General features: G+C 73.1%; 17 protein-coding genes. 16 read left to right on the forward strand and 1 reads right to left on the reverse strand.

The genetic code is table 11. The features are described from left to right. Positions 1-213: 213 nt before the first annotated feature. The 16 genes from rsmH to CXR04_RS28110 all read left to right on the forward strand — a co-directional run bounded on the left by rsmH (position 214) and on the right by CXR04_RS28110 (position 18,702). Positions 214-1,176: a 16S rRNA (cytosine(1402)-N(4))-methyltransferase RsmH gene (rsmH, locus tag CXR04_RS28035; RefSeq protein ID WP_101425016.1), complete on the forward strand. Its 963-nt coding sequence runs from the start codon at positions 214-216 to the stop codon at positions 1,174-1,176. Between the two features lie 22 nt (positions 1,177-1,198). Continuing rightward, positions 1,199-1,816 (forward strand): FtsB family cell division protein, encoded by a 618-nt coding sequence (locus CXR04_RS28040; protein ID WP_101425017.1) that lies wholly within the window; start codon positions 1,199-1,201, stop codon positions 1,814-1,816. Continuing rightward, positions 1,813-3,825, forward strand: coding sequence for a peptidoglycan D,D-transpeptidase FtsI family protein (locus tag CXR04_RS28045; RefSeq protein ID WP_101425018.1), 2,013 nt, complete (start codon positions 1,813-1,815; stop codon positions 3,823-3,825). Before CXR04_RS28040 ends, CXR04_RS28045 begins: the two co-directional genes overlap by 4 nt. A gap of 24 nt (positions 3,826-3,849) precedes the next feature. After that, a complete protein-coding gene (locus CXR04_RS28050; protein WP_442802411.1) occupies positions 3,850-5,622 on the forward strand; it encodes a UDP-N-acetylmuramoyl-L-alanyl-D-glutamate--2,6-diaminopimelate ligase in 1,773 nt (590 codons plus the stop codon). Next, on the forward strand, positions 5,619-7,046 hold the full coding sequence (locus CXR04_RS28055; protein ID WP_101425020.1) for a UDP-N-acetylmuramoyl-tripeptide--D-alanyl-D-alanine ligase: 1,428 nt from the start codon (positions 5,619-5,621) through the stop codon (positions 7,044-7,046). The genes CXR04_RS28050 and CXR04_RS28055 overlap by 4 nt, the downstream gene beginning before the upstream one ends. Continuing rightward, positions 7,043-8,113, forward strand: coding sequence for a phospho-N-acetylmuramoyl-pentapeptide-transferase (gene mraY / locus CXR04_RS28060; RefSeq protein ID WP_101425021.1), 1,071 nt, complete (start codon positions 7,043-7,045; stop codon positions 8,111-8,113). Before CXR04_RS28055 ends, mraY begins: the two co-directional genes overlap by 4 nt. 28 nt (positions 8,114-8,141) lie before the next feature. After that, a complete protein-coding gene (murD, locus tag CXR04_RS28065) occupies positions 8,142-9,584 on the forward strand; it encodes a UDP-N-acetylmuramoyl-L-alanine--D-glutamate ligase (protein WP_101425022.1) in 1,443 nt (480 codons plus the stop codon). 274 nt (positions 9,585-9,858) lie between these two features. Then, positions 9,859-11,256, forward strand: a complete 1,398-nt coding sequence (ftsW, locus tag CXR04_RS28070) for a putative lipid II flippase FtsW (RefSeq protein WP_234380536.1) — start codon at positions 9,859-9,861, stop codon at positions 11,254-11,256. 43 nt (positions 11,257-11,299) lie between these two features. Continuing rightward, complete coding sequence (murG, locus tag CXR04_RS28075) at positions 11,300-12,394, forward strand: undecaprenyldiphospho-muramoylpentapeptide beta-N-acetylglucosaminyltransferase (RefSeq protein WP_101425023.1); 1,095 nt, start codon at positions 11,300-11,302, stop codon at positions 12,392-12,394. A gap of 40 nt (positions 12,395-12,434) precedes the next feature. Continuing rightward, the gene (locus CXR04_RS28080) at positions 12,435-13,259 is read left to right on the forward strand and encodes a cell division protein FtsQ/DivIB (protein WP_101425024.1); all 825 of its coding nucleotides are present in this window, start codon (positions 12,435-12,437) and stop codon (positions 13,257-13,259) included. A 240-nt stretch (positions 13,260-13,499) separates the two neighbouring features. Further along, complete coding sequence (gene ftsZ / locus CXR04_RS28085; RefSeq protein ID WP_101425025.1) at positions 13,500-14,714, forward strand: cell division protein FtsZ; 1,215 nt, start codon at positions 13,500-13,502, stop codon at positions 14,712-14,714. Positions 14,715-14,744: 30 nt separating this feature from the next. Next, on the forward strand, positions 14,745-15,494 hold the full coding sequence (gene pgeF / locus CXR04_RS28090) for a peptidoglycan editing factor PgeF (RefSeq protein WP_199850546.1): 750 nt from the start codon (positions 14,745-14,747) through the stop codon (positions 15,492-15,494). Further along, entirely contained in the window at positions 15,494-16,291 is a 798-nt protein-coding gene (locus tag CXR04_RS28095; RefSeq protein WP_101425026.1) for a YggS family pyridoxal phosphate-dependent enzyme, read from the forward strand. Before pgeF ends, CXR04_RS28095 begins: the two co-directional genes overlap by 1 nt. A gap of 121 nt (positions 16,292-16,412) precedes the next feature. Then, entirely contained in the window at positions 16,413-17,048 is a 636-nt protein-coding gene (locus CXR04_RS28100) for a cell division protein SepF (RefSeq protein ID WP_101425027.1), read from the forward strand. Positions 17,049-17,111: 63 nt separating this feature from the next. After that, entirely contained in the window at positions 17,112-17,399 is a 288-nt protein-coding gene (locus CXR04_RS28105) for a YggT family protein (RefSeq protein ID WP_101425028.1), read from the forward strand. 64 nt (positions 17,400-17,463) lie between these two features. Next, a complete protein-coding gene (locus tag CXR04_RS28110; RefSeq protein ID WP_101425029.1) occupies positions 17,464-18,702 on the forward strand; it encodes a DivIVA domain-containing protein in 1,239 nt (412 codons plus the stop codon). 212 nt (positions 18,703-18,914) lie between these two features. On the opposite strand, the gene ileS is transcribed toward CXR04_RS28110, so the two are convergent. Continuing rightward, a complete protein-coding gene (gene ileS / locus CXR04_RS28115) occupies positions 18,915-22,085 on the reverse strand; it encodes an isoleucine--tRNA ligase (protein ID WP_101425030.1) in 3,171 nt (1,056 codons plus the stop codon). Positions 22,086-22,106 lie beyond the last annotated feature (21 nt).

The following is a 22,106-nucleotide window of genomic DNA, read 5'->3' on the forward strand; positions in this document are numbered from 1 at the left end:
CGCGCCGCCGGGACGGGGCGCGCCTCCGGTGCTTGATTGACCGGGGGGTGCAGTGGGCTAAAGTGACGCGAAGTGGGAGCCGTGGCGCCCTCTTTCATGCGGTTCGCCCGTCGCCCGTGCGGCCGGCGGCCCGCTCCGGGCCAGGCCGGCGCCGCCGCGCAGACGGCTGCGGCCGCTCCCCTTCGGCGATCGGGCGGGACAGGAGGCGGCACCGTGAACGACGCACGCGCCGCTGTCCACGTCCCCGTCATGCTCCGCCGCACCACGGATCTGCTCGCCCCGGCGCTGTCCGCGCCCGGCGCGGTGGCCGTCGACTGCACGCTGGGCCTCGGCGGCCACAGCGAGGCCCTGCTCGCCGCCCACCCCGGGCTGCGGCTCGTCGCGCTGGACCGCGACCCCGCCGCGCTGGAGCTCGCGGGCCGGCGGCTGGCCCCGTACACCGGCCGGGTGACGCTGGTGCACGCGGTCTACGACGAACTGCCCGCCGTGCTCGACAAGCTGGCCGTGGGCCATGTGCAGGGGATCCTCTTCGACCTGGGCGTGTCGTCCATGCAACTGGACGAGGCCGGGCGCGGCTTCGCGTACGCGCAGGACGCGCCACTCGACATGCGGATGGACCAGACCAGGGGCGTGAGCGCGGCCGAGGTGCTGAACACGTACCCGCCCGGCGAGCTGGTGCGCATCCTGCGCGCGTACGGCGAGGAGAAGCAGGCGCGGCGCATCGTCGAGGCCGTGGTCAGGGAGCGGGAGAAGGAGCCGTTCGCGCGCAGCACGCGGCTGGTCGAGGTGATCCGCGAGGCGCTGCCGCAGGCCGTGAAGCGCACCGGCGGCAACCCCGCGAAGCGTACGTTCCAGGCGTTGCGCATCGAGGTCAACGGCGAGCTTGCGGTGCTCGAACGGGCCGTGCCCGCGGCCGTCGCGGCGCTGGCCGTCGGCGGCCGGATCGCCGTCCTCGCGTACCAGTCGCTGGAGGACCGGCTCGTCAAACGGGTGCTGGCGGCCGGTGCCGCGAGTACCGCGCCGCCCGGGCTGCCGGTGGTCCCGGAGCACCACCAGCCGCGGCTGCGGCTCCTCACCCGCGGCGCGGAGCTGCCGGCGGAGGAGGAGATCGCGGAGAACCGCAGGGCCGCCCCCGCGCGGCTGCGGGCGGCGGAGCGGATCCGGGAGGACGTGTGAGCCGGAGCGGAGCGGGTGCGCCGTGAAACGGCCGAGGATCGCGTTCCCGCGCGAGGGCGGCGCCCGGCTGCTGGGCGGCAGCTCGGCGGCGCGCACACCCTTCGTGCTGCTCGTGGTGCTCCTGCTGGGCGCCGGTCTGCTCGCGCTGCTGCTGCTCAACGCGGCGGTCAACCAGGGCTCGTTCCGCGTCGGCAACCTGAAGAAGGAGACGACGCGGCTGACGGACGAGGAGCAGCGGCTGCGCCAGGAGGTGGAGGAGCAGTCGGCGCCCGACGCGCTGGAGGAACGGGCACGGGAGCTGGGCATGGTGCCGGGCGGGCCGCCGGTCTTCCTCTCGCCGGTGGGCGGGGTCAGGGGCGACCCGTGGACGGCGACGGGCCCGCCGCCGCCCGCGCCGAGCCCGGCGGACGCCGCGAAGCCCAAGCCGGAGCCGGACAAGGAGGCAGCGGCGGCGGCAGAAGCGAAGAAGAAGGACGAGGCGGACAAGGAAGGCGAGGCGGACGAGGCGCCCGCGGGGGAGAAGGCCGGGGACGCGGAGACGCCGGCGGAAGCCGCCGCGGGCGGGACCCCCGCGCCGCCCGCCCCCGGCACGTCCGCCTCTCCCTCCGCCCCGCCGCCCGCCGCCGAGGAGGCACCGTGACGACCCGCGGCTCCGGCAGCAGCCCAGGCGACGGCGACCGCACCCGCCGCCGCGTCCCCCGCCCCGCGGGCGGCGCCGGCGCCCGGCCCCGTACCCGCGCGTCCTCCCGCCCCGCCGCCGCGGGGCCCCGCATCCGCCTCGCCTCGCCGCGCCCCCGGCTGCGCCTCGTCAGCGTCGGCCTGACCCTCCTGCTGCTGGTCTTCACCGCCAGGCTGCTCCAGGTCCAGGCCGTGGACGCCGGCGAGTACGCGGAGAAGGCCCAGGTCAACCGGTACGTGCCGATGACGCTCAGCGCCGAGCGCGGCGTCATCACCGACCGCAACGGCGTCGAGCTGGCCACCACGGTCGACGCGTACGACATCACGGCCGACCCGTTCCTCTTCACGCGCAAGCAGGCCGGCGTCAAGGACGCGCCCCGGCGGGCCGCCGAGGCGCTCGCGCCCGTGCTGAAGGCGGACGCGAAGGACCTGGAGGCCAAGCTCGCCGCGCCCGGCTCGCGCTACGTGAAGCTCGCGTCGAAGCAGACGCCGCAGGTCTGGGACGAGATCAAGAAGCTGAAGTCCGAGTCCGCCGAGCGCGAGGCGGCGGGCGGCAGGCAGGACGTGCTCGGCGGGGTGTTCGCGGAGGAGCAGAACAAGCGCGTCTATCCGAACGGCGATCTGGCCGCCGGGATACTGGGCTTCGTCAACGCCGAGGGCGAGGGGAGCGGGGGCGTCGAGCGGCAGCACGACAAGCTGCTCGCCGGCAAGGACGGCAGGCTCGTCTACGCCCAGTCCGCCGGCCGCCGCATCCCCACCGCGGACGCCGAGGAGAACCCCGCGGAGCCCGGCTCCGACGTCGAGCTGACCATCGACCGCGACATCCAGTGGGCCGCCCAGACCGCCATCGAGAAGCAGGTCGACGCCTCCGAGGCCGACCGCGGCTACGTCATCGTGCAGGACACCCGCACCGGCGAGATCCTGGCCATGGCCAACGCACCCGGCTTCGACCCCAACGACCTGTCCGGCGCCACCCCCGGCACCCTCGGCAACCCGGCGCTTGAGGACGCGTACGAGCCCGGCAGCGTCAACAAGGTCATCTCCATGGCCGCCGTGCTGGAGGAGGAGGCCGCGACCCCGGACACCCGGGTCACGGTGCCGAACGTGCTGCCGCGCGGCGGCCACGCCTTCCACGACGACGTCGAGCACCCGACCTGGTACCTGACGCTCAACGGCGTGCTCGCCAAGTCCAGCAACATCGGCACCATCCTCGCCGTCGAGCAGTTGGGGAAGAACCAGCGGCAGGCCAACAAGGTCCTCCACTCCTACCTCAGCGACTTCGGCCTCGGCCGGCGCAGCGGCCTCGGCGTCGCGGGCGAGACCCCGGGACTGCTGAAGCCCCCGGCCGAGTGGGACGCGGCGCAGCAGTACACGATCCCGTTCGGCCAGGGCCTGTCCGTGAACGCCATGCAGGCCGCCTCCGTGTACTCCACCGTCGCCAACGGCGGCGTACGGATCGAGCCCACCCTCGTCCGCGGCAGCCGCGGCCCCGACGGCCGCTTCGACCCGGCGCCCGATCCGGAGAAGAACCGCGTGGTCAGCGAGAAGACGGCCGGGACACTCTCCCGGATGCTGGAGTCCGTCGTGGACGACGAGGAGGGCACCGGCGTGAAGGCCCGCATCCCGGGCTACCGCGCGGCCGGCAAGACCGGCACCTCCAACAGGGTGGACCCGCAGACCGGCCGCTACAGCGGCTACACGGCCTCGTTCGCGGGCTTCGCGCCCGCGGACGCGCCGCGCGTGACCGTGTACTGCGCGATCCAGAACCCCACCGAGGGCAGCTACTTCGGCGGCCAGATCTGCGGCCCGGTGTACAAGAAGGTCATGGAGTTCGCGCTCAAGACGCTCCAGGTGCCGCCCACGGGGGTCGAGGCGCCGCCGATGCCGGTCACGTTCGGCGCCGGCACCGACGGCACGGGCGGGGACGGCGGCGAGGGTACGGACGCCGGCGGCGTGGCCGACGGCGGATAAGAACTGAAAGATCGGACCTGCGCAGTGAGCACAATCACGGACGATCCGGGGAACCGCGAACCGCGCCCCCCCTGGCTTGGCAGTGCGGCAGGCGGGCCCGGTACGCTGCCCGCCGTGCCCCACCCCGATCAGTCCCACCAGGAAGCGTCGGGCGCCCCGGCGAAGCATCCGGGGGCGCCCCGCCCCGCCGAGGTCGACCCCGTACCGCTCACGGATCTGGCCGACCGGCTGGGCACCGGAGTCACCGGCGAGGCCGGGGGCGTCACCGTCACCGGCATCACCCACGACTCCCGCGCCGTACGCCCCGGCGACATCTACGCCGCGCTGCCCGGCGCCCGGCTGCACGGCGCCGACTTCGCCGCCCAGGCCGCCGACCTCGGCGCCGCCGCGGTGCTCACCGACCCGGCCGGCATGGAGCGGGCCGCCGGCACCGGGCTGCCGGTGCTGGTCGTCGGCGACCCGCGGGGCCGGATGGGGGAGCTGGCCGCGGCGGTCTACGGCGAGCCCGGCCGGGACCTGCTCCAGCTCGGGGTCACCGGCACGTCGGGCAAGACCACGACCGCGTACCTCGTCGAGGGCGGGCTGCGGGCGGCGGCCGAGAAGGACGGCGCCGGGCTCACGGGCCTCATCGGCACCGTCGAGACGCGCATCGGCGACGAGCGGCTGAAGTCGGAGCGGACCACGCCGGAGGCGACCGACCTCCAGGCGCTGTTCGCCGTCATGCGGCAGCGCGGCGTCGCGTCGGTGGCGATGGAGGTCTCCAGCCACGCGCTGGTGCTCGGCCGGGTCGACGGCGTCCTCTTCGACGTCGCCGTCTTCACCAACCTCAGCCCCGAGCACCTGGACTTCCACACCGACATGGAGGACTACTACCGGGCGAAGGCGCAGCTCTTCACCCCGGCCAGGTCCCGGGCGGGCGTCGTCAACCTCGACGACGAGTACGGGGTGCGCCTCGCCGAGGAGGCCGCGGCCCCGGAGGCCGGCGGCAGCTACCCCGTGACCACGTACTCCGCCGAGGGCCACCCGGACGCCGACTGGCGCGCCGAGGACGTGGAGATCGGCGTGCTCGGCTCCACCTTCACCGCGGTCGGCCCCGGCGGCATCGCGGTCCCCGCCGAGGCCCCGCTGCCCGGCACGTTCAACGTCTCCAACACCCTCGCCGCCATCGCCGCGCTCGTCACCGCCGGCGTCGACCCGGCCACCGCCGCGGGCGGCGTGGCCGCCGTGCCGGGCGTGCCGGGCCGGCTGGAGCGGGTCGACGCGGGCCAGGGCTACCTCGCCGTCGTCGACTACGCGCACAAGCCCGACGCGCTGGAGTCCGTGCTCTGGGCGCTGCGCAAGGTCACCGAGAACAAGCTGCACGTCGTCGTCGGCTGCGGTGGCGACCGCGACCCGCACAAGCGCGGCCCCATGGGCGCCGCCGCCGCCCGGCTCGCCGACACCGCGGTGCTCACCTCCGACAACCCCCGCTCCGAGGACCCCCTCGCGATCCTCGCCGCGATGCTCGCGGGCGCCGCGGAAGTGCCGGTCTACGAGCGCGGCGACGTGCTGGTCGAGGCCGACCGGGCGGGCGCCATCGCCATCGCGGTGGCCCGCGCGGGCGCCGGCGACACCGTGCTGATCGCCGGCAAGGGCCACGAGCAGGGCCAGGACACGGCCGGTGTCGTACGGCCGTTCGACGACCGCGACGAGCTGCGCCGGGCGATCCGCGAACGGCCGGGTGCCGGCTCCGCGGATCCCGGCCCGGCGGACCCCGGGCGCCCAGATTCCGCCGAACCCGCCGGAGGCGTACGGTGATTCCGCTCAGCCTCGCCGAGGTCGCCGAGCTGACCGGCGGTGAGCTGCACGGCGTGTCCGACCCGCAGGCGCTGGTCACCCGCCCCGTGGTCATCGACTCGCGGCAGGCAGAACCCGGCAGCCTCTTCGCCGCGTTCACCGGCGAGCACGTCGACGGGCACGACTTCGCCGCCCTCGCCGTCGCCGCCGGCGCCACCGGCGTCCTGGGCACCCGCCCCGTCGAGGGCGTGCCGACCGTCGTGGTCCGCTCCGTGCCCCCGGCGCTCAGCGCGCTGGCCAAGCACGTCGTCGCCCGCCTCGACGAGACCCTCACCGCGCTGATCGCGCTCACCGGCTCCTCGGGCAAGACGTCCACCAAGGACCTCCTCGCCCAACTGCTGCAGCGCCTCGGCCCGACGGTCTACACCCACGGTTCTTTCAACAACGAGATCGGCCATCCCGTCACGGCCCTCCAGGCCGCCCCCGACACCCGGTACCTGCTGCTGGAGATGGGCGCGCGCGGCCTCGGCCACATCCGCGATCTTGCGGACGTGACGCCGCCGCGCATCGGGCTCGTGCTCAACGTCGGCACCGCGCACATCGGCGAGTTCGGCGGCCGGGAGCAGATCGCCGCGGCCAAGGGCGAGCTGGTGGAGTCGCTGCCGCCGGGGGCGGACGGCGGGGTCGCGGTGCTCAACGCAGACGACCCGCTCGTGCGCGCGATGGCGTCCCGTACCCGGGCGCGCATCATCTACTACGGCGAAGCGCCCGAGGCGGACGTACGGGCCGCGGACGTCCGGCTCACCGATGACGGGCGGCCGGAATTCACCCTGCACACGCCTGCCGGCAGCGCCGGTGTGATCATGCGGCTGTACGGTGAGCACCACGTGTCGAACGCGCTTGCCGCCGCCGCCGTCGCGTACGAGCTGGGCATGGCCCCGGCGCGGATCGCCGAGGCGCTCTCCGCCGCCGAGGCCCTGTCCGGCCGGCGCATGGAGGTCAGGCGGCGGCCGGACGGCGTGACGGTCGTCAACGACGCGTACAACGCCAACCCCGAGTCCACGCGGGCCGCGCTGCGCGCGCTCGCGGCCATGGGCCGGGGCAGCACGGTGCCGGGGGGCCGGACGTTCGCCGTGCTGGGCGCGATGGCGGAGCTGGGCGACCACGCCATGGTCGAGCACGACGGCGTGGGCCGGCTGGCCGTCCGCCTGGGCATCAGCAAGCTCGTGGCAGTGGGCCGGCAGGAGGCCGCCTGGCTGGACATGGGCGCGAAGAACGAGGGTTCGTGGGGTGAGGAGTCGGTGCACGTGTCCGACGTCGACGCGGCGGTCGACCTGATGCGCGGCGAGCTGCGGCCGGGAGATGTCGTGCTCGTCAAGGCATCCAGATCCGAGGCACTGTGGCGCGTGGCGGAAGCGCTGCTCGAGGAGGGTGCCGCCCGATGAGGCAGATCCTCTTCTCCGGGGCCCTCGGGCTCTTTCTCTCCCTCCTCGGCACTCCGCTGCTGATCAAGCTCCTGGCCCGGCGGGGCTACGGGCAGTACATCCGGGACGACGGGCCGCAGGCGCACCACAGCAAGCGCGGCACGCCCAGCATGGGCGGCATCGCGTTCATCCTGGCCACGATCATCGCGTACGCGATCACCAAGGTCGTCACCGGCAGTTCGCCGACGTACTCCGGGCTGCTGGTGCTCTTCCTGATGGCCGGCCTGGGCCTGGTCGGCTTCCTCGACGACTACATCAAGATCATCAAGCAGCGCAGCCTGGGCCTGCGGGCGAAGGCGAAGATGCTCGGCCAGTTCATCGTCGGCATCGCCTTCGCGGTGCTGTCGCTGAACTTCGAGGACGCCCGCGAGCTGACCCCGGCGTCCACGAAGCTCTCCTTCACCCAGGACTTCGGCTGGTCGATCGGCCCGGTGCTGTTCGTCATCTGGGCGCTGTTCATGATCCTGGCGATGTCCAACGGCGTGAACCTCACCGACGGCCTGGACGGGCTGGCCACCGGCGCCTCGGTGATGGTCTTCGGCGCGTACGTCTTCATCGGCGTGTGGCAGTACCAGGAGTCGTGCATCAACGCCGACACCCTGACCAACCCGGCCGCCTGTTACGACGTACGCGACCCGCTGGACCTCGCCGTCGTCGCCGCCGCGCTGATGGGCGCCTGCTTCGGCTTCCTGTGGTGGAACACCTCGCCCGCGAAGATCTTCATGGGCGACACCGGCTCGCTGGCCCTCGGCGGCGCGCTCGCGGGCCTGGCCATCGCCTCCCGCACCGAACTGCTCCTCGCCATCCTCGGCGGCCTGTTCGTCCTCATCACGCTCTCCGTGGTGATCCAGGTCGGGTCGTTCCGGATGACCGGGAAACGCGTGTTCAGAATGGCGCCACTACAGCATCACTTCGAGCTGAAAGGCTGGAGCGAAGTGCTCGTGGTGGTCAGATTCTGGATCATCCAGGGCATGTGCGTGATCGTCGGCCTGGGCATCTTCTACGCCGGCTGGGCGGCCAGAAGGTGAGCGTCCTGGGCCCGGACGGGGAGCCGGCATGAGCGAGTTCGAGTTCGAGGGCCGGCGCGTGACCGTCGCGGGGCTCGGGGTCAGCGGCGGCCCCGCCGCCCGCGCGCTGCACCGGCTCGGCGCGGAGGTCACCGTCGTCGACGGCGCGGACCACGACCGGGCCCGGGCGCAGGCCGCGGAGCTGGCGCCGCTCGGCGTGACCGTACGCCTTGGCGACGGCGACACCCTGCCCGAGGGCACGGAACTGGTCGTCACCACGCCCGGATGGAAGCCCTCCGCCCCGCTGTTCGCCGCCGCCGAGGCGGCCGGGGTGCCGGTCTGGGGCGACGTGGAGCTGGCCTGGCGGCTGCGCGGCACCTCGCCCGGGGGCCGGCCGCCCGCCGACTGGCTGGCCATCACCGGCACCAACGGCAAGACCACCGCGGTGAAGATGCTCGCCGCCATGCTCGCCGCCGCCGGGCTGCGCACCGCCGCCGTCGGCAACATCGGCGTCCCGCTCGTCGACGTCGTCACCGGCCACGGCCCGTACGCGGACCTCGACGTGCTCGCCGTCGAGCTGTCCAGCTACCAGCTCCACTGGGCCACGTCCGTACGTGCCCACTCCGCCGCCGTCCTCAACCTCGCGCCCGACCACCTCGACTGGCACGGCTCCATGGAGGCGTACGCCGCCGACAAGGGCCGCATCTACGAGGGCAACAGGGTGGCGTGCGTCTACAACGCCGCCGACCCGGTCACCGAGGAACTGGTGCGCAAGGCCGACGTCGAGGAGGGCTGCCGCGCGGTCGGGTTCACCCTCGGCGCGCCCGCCCCCGGGCAGCTCGGCGTGGTCGACGGGCTGCTGGTGGACCGGGCGTTCGTGCCGGACCCGCAGCGCACCGCGCAGGAGCTGGCCGCCGTCGCCGACGTCCAGCCGCCCGCCCCGCACAACGTCGCCAACGCCCTTGCCGCTGCGGCCCTCGCGCGCGCGTACGGCGTCGAGCCCGCGGCCGTACGCGAGGGGCTGCGCGCCTTCCGCCCCGAGCCGCACCGCATCGAGCGCGTCGCCGAGATCGGCGGCGTGACGTACGTGGACGACTCCAAGGCCACCAACACCCACGCCACCGAAGCCTCGCTGGCCGCGTACGACGGCATCGTCTGGATCGCCGGCGGGCTGGCCAAGGGCGCCACCTTCGACGACCTCGTCGCGGGCGCGGCGAAGCGGCTGCGCGGGGCCGTGCTGCTGGGCCGGGACCGGGCGCTGATCGCCGAGGCGCTGGCCCGGCAGGCGCCGGACGTGCCGGTGGTGGACATCGCGCGGACGGACTCCGGCGCGATGGCGGCGGCCGTCGCCGAGGCGGCGCGGCTGGCCCGCGAGGGCGACACGGTGCTGCTGGCGCCTGCCTGCGCGTCGATGGACATGTTCACGAACTACAACGTGCGCGGCGAGGTCTACACCGCCGCCGTGCACGAACTCGCCGCCGGCGGGGCCTAGGGGCCCCGGCCGCGCGGCGGGCGTGCATGCCGGACTCCGCGACTGCGCGCCGCGCGCGTGCGCGATCCCGCGTCCGGCGCACCTGCTTTCGACCGGAGGACGGCGCGCCGCGCGCGGCCGTACCCCGGCCGCGGACGTGAGATCGACGACAGATTCCGGGGCCCGGACGCCCCGAAGGGAACCGCGCACCGTCGCGTCGTGGCCCCGGGCGGGGCGTCGGCGTGGCAACCTCGTTGCCCATGGGCGGAGTGCGGTGCCAGCGAGGAGACGGCGGATGAGCAGAGCGGACCAGGAGCGGCGCGCGCGGCGGCCCGCTGCCGCGCGCGGCGCGGCGTCGAAGACCCCGCCCCGGCCCGCCCGCGGCGGGACGCGTTCCGTCCCCGCCGCCCGCCCGGCCCGCCGTGGGGGCGCGGGGCCCGATGGCCTGCGCCGGCTCGCGCGCCGCGTACGCCGGGCCTGGGACCGGCCGCTCACCGCGTACTACCTGCTGCTCGGCGGCAGTCTGCTGATCACCGTGCTGGGCCTGGTGATGGTCTTCTCCGCCTCCCAGATCGAGGCGCTCAACAGCGGCCTCGCGTCCACGTACTACTTCCGCAAGCAGCTCGTCGCCGCCGCCCTCGGCACCATCCTGCTGCTCGTCGCGGCCCGCATCCCGATCCGGCTGCACCGCGCGCTGGCGTACCCGATCCTGGCGATGTCGCTGTTCCTCATGGCCCTGGTGCAGGTGCCGGGGATAGGGCAGTCGGTCAACGGCAACACCAACTGGCTGAACTTCGGCGGCCCGTTCCAGCTCCAGCCCAGCGAGTTCGGCAAGCTGGCGCTGGTGATGTGGGGCGCCGACCTGCTGGCGCGTAAACAGGACAAGAAGCTGCTCACCCAGTGGAAGCACATGCTGGTGCCGCTGGTGCCCGTCGCGCTGCTGCTGCTCGGCCTCATCATGCTCGGCGGCGACATGGGCACCGCGATGATCCTGGGCGCGATCCTGCTGGGCCTGCTGTGGGTGGCCGGCGCCCCGACCCGGCTGTTCGGCACCGTCATCGCGGTCGGCGCGACGCTGACCGTCGTGCTGTTCACCTCCAGCCCGCACCGGATGGACCGGCTGCGCTGCATCGGCGCCACCGAGCCGGGCCCCGGAGACGTCTGCTGGCAGGGCCTGCACGGCATCTATGCCCTGGCGTCCGGCGGCTGGTTCGGCTCGGGACTCGGCGCGAGTATGGAAAAATGGGGCGAACTCCCGGAACCGCACACCGACTTCATCTTCGCCGTGACCGGGGAGGAACTCGGCCTGGCGGGGACGCTGTCGGTGCTGGCACTCTTCGCGGCCCTAGGCTATGCGGGTATCCGCGTGGCCGGACGTACGGAGGACGCCTTCGTAAGGTATGCCGCGGGGGGCGTGACCGCCTGGATCATGGCGCAGGTCGTGATCAACATCGGTGCGGTCCTGGGGTTGCTGCCGATCGCCGGCGTCCCGCTCCCGCTGTTCTCCTACGGAGGCTCCGCCCTGCTGCCGGCGATGTTCGCCGTGGGGTTGCTGATCGCGTTCGCGCGCGAGGAACCGGCGGCACGGGCGGCGCTGGCCATGCGGCCCGCGGGGGTGCTGCAGTCTGCTAGAAGAGTGCTCGCCGGAAAAAGGCCGGAGAGCACGGCCAGGAGAGCCAGGAATACAAGGTGACGGACCGCCGGCGGGCGGCCGTCGCGGAGAGCGGTGAAATTCGGTGCATGTCGTACTCGCCGGTGGGGGGACCGCCGGCCACATCGAGCCCGCGCTCGCCCTCGCCGACGCCCTGCGCAGGCGGGACCCGACGGTGGGCATCACGGCGCTCGGTACCGAGCGCGGGCTCGAGACCAGGCTGGTCCCTGAGCGCGGCTACGAACTGGCGCTGATCCCCGCGGTCCCCCTGCCGCGCAAGCCCACGCCGGAGCTGATCACCGTCCCCGGACGGCTGCGCGGGACCATCAGGGCCGCCGAGGAGGTGCTGGAGCGCACGAAGGCCGACTGCGTCGTCGGCTTCGGCGGCTATGTCGCCCTGCCCGGCTATCTGGCGGCCAAGCGCCGCGGCGTGCCGATCGTGGTGCACGAGGCCAACGCCCGCCCCGGGCTTGCCAACAAGATCGGCTCGCGCTACACGAAGCTCGTCGCGGTCTCCACACCCGACAGCAAACTGCGGCACGCGAACTACATCGGCATCCCGCTGCGCCGCTCCATCGCCACCCTGGACCGCGGCGCGAGGCGCGCCGAGGGCTGCGCCGCGTTCGGGCTCAACCCCAACCTGCCGACGCTGCTGGTCTCCGGCGGCTCGCAGGGCGCCCGGCGGCTGAACGAGGTCGTCGAATCGGTGGCGCCGTACCTCCAGCGCTCCGGCGTGCAGATCCTGCACGTCGTCGGGCCGAAGAACGAGCTGCCGCAGGTCGACAATATGCCCGGCATGCCGCCGTACATTCCCGTGCCCTACGTGGACCGGATGGATCTCGCCTACGCCGCCGCCGACATGATGCTCTGCCGCGCCGGCGCGATGACGGTCGCCGAGCTGTCCGCGGTCGGGCTCCCGGCCGCGTACGTCCCGCTGCCCATCGGCAACGGCGAGCAGCGGCTCAACGCGCAGCCGGTGGTCAAGGCCGGCGGCGGACTGCTGGTCGACGACGCGGAGCTGACGGCGGATTGGGTGCGCCAGGAGGTGCTGCCCGTACTCACCAACCGCCAGCGGCTGCACGAGATGTCCTGGGCCGCCGCGGAGTTCGGCCGGAGGGATGCCGACGAACTCCTCGTCGGCATGGTGTACCAGGCTGTGGACGGCCGGCGGGGATCATAGGGCGCGGCGATCTCACCACACCAGTCAAGGGGGTACGGGGATGGCCGGAGCGGTCCGCGAGAAGGCGGTGGCCGGCCGCGAGGAACGCGGCGGCGGTGCCGGGTCGAGCGGCCCGCCCGCCGCCCGGCGGCCGGCCGGCCGCCGCGGCCGGCGGCTGCGGCTGCCGGGCCGTCGGGTGCTGATCGCCCTGCTGTTGGCGGTGATCGTGCTCGGCGGGTTCGCCGGCTGGGTCCTGTACGGCTCGAACTGGCTGCGGGTGGAGCAGGTCACGGTCTCCGGCACCGACGTGCTCAGCGCCGACGAGGTGCTGGACGCGGCCCGGATCTCCGAGGACGTGCCGATGGCCACCGTCGACACGGACGCGGTCGAGGCCCGGCTGGCGGCGGAGTTGCCGCGTATCGGTGCCGTGGACGTCGACCGCGTCTGGCCGCACCGGGTCGCGGTGAAGGTCACCGAGCGGCAGCCGGCGGTGCTGTTGCGCAAGGAGGAGTCTTTCGTGGAAGTCGACGACGAGGGTGTGCGGTTCGCCACTGTGCGTACGGCGCCCGAGAACGTGCCGATAGTGGAGATGCAGGTGGCGGACTCACCGAGCCTCGACCGCTTCGGCAGGCAGCGGCTGCGCGAGAGCGCGGTACGGGTCGCGGGTGCGCTCTCCGAGAGCGTGCGCCGTGACACCCGTACTATCCTTGTGCGTTCATATGACTCCGTCACGCTCGAGCTGTCCGGAGGCCGCACCGTGCTGTGGGGCAGCGCGGAGCGCGGCGCGGCGAAGTCGAAGGCGCTCGCGGCGGTCATGAATGCGGAGCGCGATGCGCGGTACTTCGACGTCAGCGTTCCCAGCGCCCCGGCGGCGTCGTCGAGTTGACGCACATATGCGCAGTTCAGACCCCCGTGAGGGGTCGCAACGCCTGATCACATAGGGTGAAAAGAAAAACGGGAGGTTCGGCGTGTTCGTTGAACGCGGAAGCCTTGTCGACTTAGTGTCTCGTTCCAAGAGTCCAGGTACGGGATGCTGCGGTAACCCTAAACTTCACGCTTAGGGTTCGACCGGCGTTCGGGGACCCCCACAAACGGCAGACGTAACTCGAGGCGAGAGGCCTTCGACGTGGCAGCACCACAGAACTACCTCGCGGTCATCAAGGTCGTCGGTATCGGCGGCGGTGGCGTCAACGCCATCAACAGGATGATCGAGGTCGGTCTCAAGGGCGTCGAGTTCATCGCGATCAACACCGACGCGCAGGCACTGCTGATGAGCGACGCGGACGTCAAGCTCGACGTCGGTCGCGAGCTGACCCGCGGACTCGGCGCGGGCGCCAACCCGGATGTCGGCCGCAAAGCCGCCGAGGACCACCGGGAGGAGATCGAGGAGGTGCTCAAGGGCGCCGACATGGTCTTCGTCACGGCAGGCGAGGGCGGCGGCACCGGCACCGGCGGCGCGCCCGTCGTGGCGAACATCGCCCGCTCGCTGGGCGCGCTCACCATCGGCGTCGTGACCCGCCCGTTCACCTTCGAGGGCCGGCGCCGCGCGAACCAGGCCGAGGACGGCATCGCCTCGCTGCGCGACGAGGTCGACACCCTCATCGTGATCCCCAACGACCGGCTGCTGTCGATCTCCGACCGCCAGGTGAGCGTCCTCGACGCCTTCCGCTCCGCGGACCAGGTCCTGCTCTCCGGTGTCCAGGGCATCACCGACCTGATCACCACCCCGGGCCTGATCAACCTGGACTTCGCGGACGTCAAGTCCGTGATGTCGGAGGCCGGTTCCGCGCTCATGGGCATCGGCTCGGCGCGCGGCGACGACCGCGCGGTGGCCGCGGCCGAGATGGCGATTTCCTCGCCGCTGCTGGAGGCGTCCATCGACGGCGCCCGCGGCGTGCTGCTGTCCATCTCCGGCGGCTCGGACCTCGGGCTCTTCGAGATCAACGAGGCGGCCCAGCTCGTCAGCGAGGCGGCCCACCCGGAGGCGAACATCATCTTCGGCGCCGTGATCGACGACGCCCTCGGCGACGAGGTGCGCGTCACGGTCATCGCCGCCGGTTTCGACGGCGGCCAACTGCCGTCGAAGAACCGGGACAAGGCCCTCGGCTCGTACGGCGGCCGCGACGAGTCCCCGGCCGAGTCGGTCGCGGACACCGGGCCGGCCCGGTCCGCGGAGCCGGAGCGCCCCGCGTTCAGCGGCCTCGGCTCCCTGTCCGGCGACAGCACCGCGGACAGCGCCCCGGCGCCCGTCCCGCCGGCCGCCACGCCGCAGGTGCCTGCGGCCCGGCCGTACCAGGACAGCGAGGCCGAGGAGCTGGACGTGCCGGACTTCCTCAAGTAACCGGCGGGTTGATCACGTAACGTACGACCCGTGATAGGGCAGACATACTCGACAGGCGGCGCTCACTTCGCCTTCACCGACCGGTGGGGCGGCGTGAGCGCCGCTCCGTACGCGGAGCTGAACCTCGGCGGCGCCGTCGGCGCCGGTGCCGCCTCCGACAGTGCGGCGGCCGTCGCGGCCAACCGCGAGCGGGCCGCCCGCTCGCTCGGGGTGGAGCCCGCGCGGGTCGTGTGGATGCACCAGGTGCACGGGCGGGACGTCGCCGTCGTCGACGGGCCCTGGGGCGAGGCGCCCCCGCCCGCCGTGGACGCCGTCGTCACCCGCGCCCGGGGCGTGCCGCTCGCCGCCCGCGGCGCCGACTGCGTACCGCTGCTCCTCGCCGACCCCGGCGCGGGGGTGGCGGGTGCCGCGCACGCCGGCCGGCCCGGCATGGTCGCCGGGGTGGCCGGGGCCGCGGTCGAGGCGATGGCGGGGCTGGGCGCCGAGCCGGCGCGGATCGTCGCCCACCTCGGACCGGCCGTCTGCGGGCGCTGCTACGAGGTCCCCGAGGCGCTGCGCGAGGAGGCCGCCGGGCAGGTGCCGGCGGCGCGGGCGACAACGAGTTGGGGGACGCCGGCACTGGACATCCGTGCGGGTGTGGTCGCGCAGTTGGAAGCGCTGGGTGTGGGAATGATCACAGTGTCGGACGTGTGCACGCTGGAGTCCGCGGACCACTTCTCGTACCGGCGCGAGGGCGCCACGGGCAGACACGCGGGGTACGTCTGGCTGGACGGGGAATGATGGCCGACTTCACGGGGGACAGCGGGGTGCGGGAGGAAGCGGACCCGGAGCGCCGGGGCGAGTTGGCGGCGAACCTGGCGGCGGTGGAGGAACGTATCGCCGGCGCGTGCGCCGCGGCGGGCCGCACGCGCGAGGAGGTCACGCTCGTCGTCGTGACCAAGACCTATCCGGCGAGCGACGTGCTGCTGCTGGCGGACCTGGGCGTACGGCACGTGGCCGAGAACCGCGACCAGGAGGCCGCGGGCAAGGCCGCCTGGTGTGCGCAGTGGGGCGCGGACGCACCGCTCACGTGGCACTTCGTGGGCCAGTTGCAGACCAACAAGGCGCGCTCCGTGGCCCGCTACGCGGACTACGTGCACTCCGTCGACCGCCCCCGGCTGGTCACCGCGCTCGCCGCCGCCGCGGAGCGCGAGGGCCGCGAGCTGGGAGTTCTGCTCCAGGTGGCGCTCGACAAGGACACGGCGCCCGGCGAGGATTCGGGCGGCGGTGCGACGGCGGACCGCGGCGGCCTCGCGCCCGGCGACGTACCGGCGCTCGCGGACGCGGTGGCGGCGGCCCAAGGGCTGCGGCTCTGCGGGCTGATGACGGTCGCGCCGCTGGCGGGGGCGTACGCGGGGCGGCAACGGGCGGCGTTCGGGCGGCTGATGGAAATCTCATCCCGCCTGCGCGTCGCGCATCCCGGTGCAACCATGGTCTCGGCGGGGATGAGCGGGGACCTGGAGGAGGCAATTGCCGCAGGAGCGACACACGTACGCGTCGGCACCGCGGTACTCGGAGTCCGGCCTCAGCTCCGGTAACGTCGCCAAACGAGTCGGACGACAGTAGAAAATAAGCTTCATTCCCGGTCAATTCAGGCAGGGCAGCGTGGATCACGTCACTGGCGAAGGTCGATCCACCGCAGAGCGGAGGGCGTAGAGCATGGCCGGCGCAATGCGCAAGATGGCGGTCTACCTCGGCCTCGTGGAGGACGATGGGTACGACGGCCCGGGGTACGACCCCGACGACGAGTTCGAGCCGGAGCCCGAGCCCGAGCGGCGTCACCGCCACCAGGCCCCGCAGCCGCCGCAGCAGGAGGAGCCGCCGAGGGCGATCGCTTCGCCGCCGGCGCAGCGGGAGCGGCCCACGGACCGGGAGCCGGCGGGGCGTTCACCTGGACTGCTGCCCGAATCGGGGCGTTCGGGGCGAATCGCTCCCGTGTCTTCCATCACACCTGACCGTCCCAGCCTGGAGAAGAGTGCGCCGGTGATCATGCCCAAGGTCGTGTCCGAACGGGAGCCTTACCGGATCACGACGCTCCACCCGCGTACGTACAACGAGGCACGTACCATCGGGGAACACTTCCGCGAGGGCACGCCTGTGATCATGAACTTGACCGAGATGGACGACACGGACGCGAAGCGACTTGTCGACTTTGCGGCTGGACTCGTCTTCGGCCTGCACGGCAGCATCGAGCGCGTGACCCAGAAGGTGTTCCTGTTGTCGCCTGCTAACGTCGACGTAACAGCGGAGGACAAGGCCCGCATCGCAGAGGGCGGGTTCTTCAACCAAAGCTGAGCCAAGCAACACTGTGCGAGCGGCCGTGGGGCCGGAACGCGAAGGGGAGAGGACCACAGCGAGATGGACGTCGCGCTTCAAGTGATCTACATCGCGCTGTTCGTTTTCCTGATCGTGCTGATCTTCCGGTTGATCATGGACTACGTGTTCATGTTCGCCCGCTCATGGGAGCCGGGCAAAGTCATGGTGGTGTTGCTTGAGGGCGCCTACACGGTCACGGATCCACCACTCAAGCTCCTGCGGCGGTTCATTCCGCCACTGCGTCTAGGGGGCGTGGCGCTGGACCTGTCCTTCTTCGTCCTGATGATCATCGTCTACATCCTGCTCACCGTGGTGGGCGGGGCGAGGTGATGATGAAGCGGAACGGAGAGTGTCGATATGCCGATGTCGCCGATGACTACGTTGAGGTGAAGAAATGCCGCTGACCCCCGAGGACGTGCGGAACAAGCAGTTCACGACCGTCCGACTCCGAGAGGGCTACGACGAGGACGAAGTCGACGCGTTCCTCGACGAGGTCGAGGCCGAACTGACCCGGCTGCTCCGCGAGAACGAGGACCTGCGGGCCAAGCTGGCCGCGGCGACCCGGGCCGCGGCGCAGAACCAGGGGATGCGCAAGGGCCCCGAGCCGCAGGACCGGCCGGGACCCCCCGGACACGGCGGGCCGGTGCCCGCCGCCATATCGGGCCCGCAGCCGGTGCCGCCGCAGCAGATGGGCCCGCCGCAGGGCGGCCCGCCTCAGTTGCCTTCCGGCGCACCCCAGCTGCCCGCAGGTCCCGGCGGCATGGGCCCGGGTGGGCCCGGTGGCCACGGCGGCCCTCCCGGTCACGGTCCGCACGGCCCCGGCCCGATGGGCCCCGGCGGTCCGGGTGGCCCGGGCGGTCCCGGCGGCCCCGGCGGTCCGGTGCACGCCCCGCACGGCGGCCCCCCGCAGCAGCACGTCGGCGGCCCGCCGCCGCAGCAGCACGTCGGGCCGCCCGGCCCGCAGCAGGGCGGTCCCGTCGGCGGTGACAGCGCCGCCCGGGTGCTCTCGCTGGCCCAGCAGACCGCCGACCAGGCGATCGCCGAGGCCCGCGCCGAGGCCAACAAGATCGTCGGCGAGGCCCGCAGCCGCGCCGAGGGTCTGGAGCGCGACGCGCGTGCCAAGGCCGACGCCCTGGAGCGGGACGCGCAGGAGAAGCACCGCGTGGCGATGGGCTCCCTGGAGTCCGCGCGCGCCACGCTGGAGCGCAAGGTCGAGGACCTGCGCGGCTTCGAGCGCGAGTACCGCACCCGGCTGAAGTCGTACCTGGAGTCCCAGCTCCGCCAGTTGGAGAACCAGGCGGACGACTCCCTGGCCCCGCCCCGTACGCCCGCGGCGGCCTCGCTGCCCGCGGCGGCGGCGCCCGCGCCGACGCCTTCGATGGCCCCGGCCGGCGCCGGTGCCATGAGCGGCCCCCCGAGCATGGGCGGCGGTTCGATGGGCGGCGGTTCGATGGGCGGCCAGCAGGGCATGCCGACCCGGCAGCCGCCGGCCGGCGCCCCGTCGTACGGCAGCCAGCAGCAGATGTCCCCGGCCATGACGCAGCCCATGGCGCCGGTGCGCCCCCAGGGCGGTCCGATGCAGCAGCCGCCGTCGCCGATGCGCGGCTTCCTCATCGACGAGGACGACAACTGAGCACGGCCTGACGGCCGTCGGCATATCGCAAAGGGCCGGGTCCCGCGGAACGCTCGCCGCGGGGCCCGGCCCTTTGCGTGCCCGTATACGGGGCCGGAGCGGCGAAGGCGGGCGGAGCGGATCGGTGACGGGCGCGGGGCGGACCGCCGACGCGGACGGCGCCCCGCCCCCGTGCGTGCACGGGAACGGGGCGCCGCCGGTGCGGTTCCGGGTCAGGCCCGTACGAGCCGGAAGATCAGGGACAGCGGCTCGTCGGTGAACGGCTCGCCGTAGCCCTCGGCTTCCGCCGCCTCGCCCGCGGCGAAGTCCGTCGCCAGGACCTCCTCCGCGATCAGCCCGGCGTGGTCCGTCAGCGCCTGGCGGACCTCGGCGTCCGTCGTCGACCAGCGCAGCCGGATCCGGTCCGCGACGTCCAGGCCGGAGTTCTTCCGCGCCTCCTGGATCAGCCGGATCACGTCGCGGGCCAGGCCCGCGCGGCGCAGCTCCGGAGTGATCTCCAGGTCCAGCGCCACCGTCGCGCCCGAGTCGGAGGCCACCGACCAGCCCTCCCGCGGGGTCTCCGTGATGATGACCTCCTCCGCGGAGAGCGTCACCGTCTCGCCGTCGACCTCCACCGTCGCGCCGCCGCCGTCGCGCAGCGCGGCCGACAGCGCCGCCGCGTCCGCCGCCGCGACGGCCTTCGCCACGTCCTGCACCCGCTTGCCGAACCGCTTGCCCAGCGCGCGGAAGTTGGCCTTCGCGGTGGTGTCCACCAGCGAGCCGCCGGCCGCGCCGCCGGTGGCGTCGGACAGCGTCGCGAGCGCGGTGACGTTCAGCTCCTCGGTGATCTGCGCGCGCAGCTCCTCGGGCAGCGCCGCGAAGCCCGCGGCGGCCACCAGCGCCCGCGACAGCGGCTGGCGGGTCTTCACCCCGGACTCCGCCCGCGACGCCCGGCCCAGCTCCACCAGGCGCCGGACGAGCTGCATCTGCCGCGACAACTCCGGGTCGTACGCCGTGGCGCCCGAGCCGGCCGGCTCCGGCCACGTCGCCAGGTGCACCGAGCCGGGGGCGTCCGGCACCACCGGCACCACCAGGTCCTGCCAGACCCGCTCGGTGATGAACGGCACCACCGGGGCCAGCAGGCGGGTCACGGTCTCCAGTACGTCGTGGAGCGTGCGCAGCGCCGCCGGGTCGCCCTGCCAGAAGCGCCGCCGGGAGCGGCGCACGTACCAGTTGGACAGGTCGTCGACGAAGGCGGACAGCAGCTTGCCGGCGCGCTGGGTGTCGTAGGCGTCGAGGGCGTCGGTCACCCGGGCCGTCAGCGCGTCCAGCTCGCCGAGCAGCCAGCGGTCCAGCAGCATCCGGTCCGCGGGCGCCGGGTCGGCGGCCGACGGCGCCCAGCCGGCCGTGCGGGCGTAGAGCGCCTGGAAGGACACCGTGTTCCAGTACGTCAGCAGGGTCTTGCGCACGACCTCCTGGATCGTGCCGTGGCCGACCCGGCGGGCCGCCCAGGGCGAGCCGCCGGCGGCCATGAACCACCGCACGGCGTCGGCGCCGTGCCGGTCCATGAGCGGGATGGGCTCCAGGATGTTGCCCAGGTGCTTGGACATCTTGCGGCCGTCCTCGGCGAGGATGTGGCCGAGGCAGACCACGTTCTCGTACGAGGACTTGTCGAAGACGAGCGTGCCGATGGCCATCAGCGTGTAGAACCAGCCGCGGGTCTGGTCGATGGCCTCGCAGATGAACTGCGCGGGGTAGCGGGCCTCGAAGACGTCCCGGTTCTTGTACGGGTAGCCCCACTGCGCGAAGGGCATCGAGCCCGAGTCGTACCAGGCGTCGATGACCTCGGGCACCCGCTCCGCGCGCAGCGTGCAGCCGTCGGCGGGGCAGGTGAAGCCGATCTCGTCGATGTACGGGCGGTGGGGGTCCAGGGACGACTGGTCGGTGCCGGTCAGCTCGGTGAGCTCGGCCAGGGAGCCGACGCAGGTGAGGTGGTCCTCGGCGCAGCGCCAGATGGGCAGCGGGGTGCCCCAGTAGCGGTTGCGGGACAGGGCCCAGTCGACGTTGTTGTCGAGCCAGTCGCCGTAGCGGCCGTGCTTGACGGAGTCCGGGTGCCAGTTCGTCCGCTCGTTCTCGCGCAGCAGGGCGTCCTTGACGCGGGTGGTGCGGATGTACCAGGAGGGCTGCGGGTAGTAGAGCAGGGGCGTGTGGCAGCGCCAGCAGTGCGGGTAGCTGTGCTCGTACGGCTCGTGGCGGAAGAGCAGGCCGCGGGCGTCGAGGTCGCCGACGAGCGTCTCGTCGGCCTTCTTGAAGAACTGCCCGCCGACGAGCGGTAGCTCCTCTCCGAAGGTACCGTCCGCGCGCACGGGGACGACGACCTCGATGCCGTACTGGCGGGAGACCTTGAAGTCGTCCTCACCGAACGGGGCCTGGTGGACCAGGCCGGTGCCGTCCTCGGTGGTGACGTAGTCGGCGTTGACCACGTAGTGCGCGTCCCGGAGGGCCACCAGGTCGAAGGGGGGCCGGTACGTCCAGCGCTCCATCTCGGCACCGGTGAACGACTGCCCCGTCGTCTCCCACCCCTCGCCCAGCGCCTTGCCGACCAACTGCTCGGCGACGACCACCTTCTCGTTGCCGTCGGTGGCGACGACGTAGGTGACCTCCGGGTGGGCCGCGACCGCGAAGTTGGCGGTGAGCGAGAACGGCGTGGTGGTCCAGATGACCAGCGCCGCCTCGCCGGCCAGCGGTCCTGAGGTGAGGGGGAAGCGGACGTAGACCGAGGGGTCGACGACGGTCTCGTACCCCTGCGCCAGCTCGTGGTCGGACAGGCCGGTGCCGCAGCGCGGGCACCAGGGGGAGACCCGGTAGTCCTGGACGAGCAGGCCCTTGTCGAAGATCTGCTTCAGCGACCACCAGACGGACTCCACGTACTCGGAGTCCATCGTCCAGTACGCGTCGTCCAGGTCGACCCAGTAGCCCATCCGCTCGGTCAGCTCGGCGAAGGCGTCCGTGTGCCGCTGGACCGAGGCGCGGCACTTGTCGTTGAACTCGGCGATGCCGTACGCCTCGATGTCCTGCTTGCCGTTGAAGCCCAGCTCCTTCTCCACGGCCAGCTCCACCGGCAGCCCGTGGCAGTCCCAGCCGGCCTTGCGTGCCACGTGGTAGCCGCGCATCGTGCGGAAGCGCGGGAAGACGTCCTTGAAGACGCGGGCCTCGATGTGGTGGGCGCCCGGCATGCCGTTGGCGGTGGGCGGACCCTCGTAGAAGACCCACTCGGGCCGGCCCTCCGACTGCTCCAGGGAGCGGGCGAAGACCTTCTGCTCGCGCCAGAAGTCGAGCACGGCGTGTTCGAGGGCGGGCAGGTCGACCTGGGCGGGTACCGGGCGGTACAGGGGGTTGGTCATCGGGGACTCTTCCTCCGGCTG

Source organism: Streptomyces sp. CMB-StM0423 (assembly GCF_002847285.1).
GTDB lineage: Bacteria > Actinomycetota > Actinomycetes > Streptomycetales > Streptomycetaceae > Streptomyces.

Excerpts from the sequence above, each read along its gene's own strand:
- ileS (WP_101425030.1), bottom strand. The coding sequence starts at position 22,085 with ATGACCAACCCCCTGTACCGCCCGGTACCCGCCCAGGTCGACCTGCCC.
- mraY (WP_101425021.1), top strand. The coding sequence starts at position 7,043 with ATGAGGCAGATCCTCTTCTCCGGGGCCCTCGGGCTCTTTCTCTCCCTC.
- murD (WP_101425022.1), top strand. The coding sequence starts at position 8,142 with ATGAGCGAGTTCGAGTTCGAGGGCCGGCGCGTGACCGTCGCGGGGCTC.
- CXR04_RS28095 (WP_101425026.1), top strand. The coding sequence starts at position 15,494 with ATGGCCGACTTCACGGGGGACAGCGGGGTGCGGGAGGAAGCGGACCCG.
- CXR04_RS28105 (WP_101425028.1), top strand. The coding sequence starts at position 17,112 with ATGGACGTCGCGCTTCAAGTGATCTACATCGCGCTGTTCGTTTTCCTG.
- CXR04_RS28100 (WP_101425027.1), top strand. The coding sequence starts at position 16,413 with ATGGCCGGCGCAATGCGCAAGATGGCGGTCTACCTCGGCCTCGTGGAG.
- CXR04_RS28080 (WP_101425024.1), top strand. The coding sequence starts at position 12,435 with ATGGCCGGAGCGGTCCGCGAGAAGGCGGTGGCCGGCCGCGAGGAACGC.
- CXR04_RS28110 (WP_101425029.1), top strand. The coding sequence starts at position 17,464 with ATGCCGCTGACCCCCGAGGACGTGCGGAACAAGCAGTTCACGACCGTC.
- ftsW (WP_234380536.1), top strand. The coding sequence starts at position 9,859 with ATGAGCAGAGCGGACCAGGAGCGGCGCGCGCGGCGGCCCGCTGCCGCG.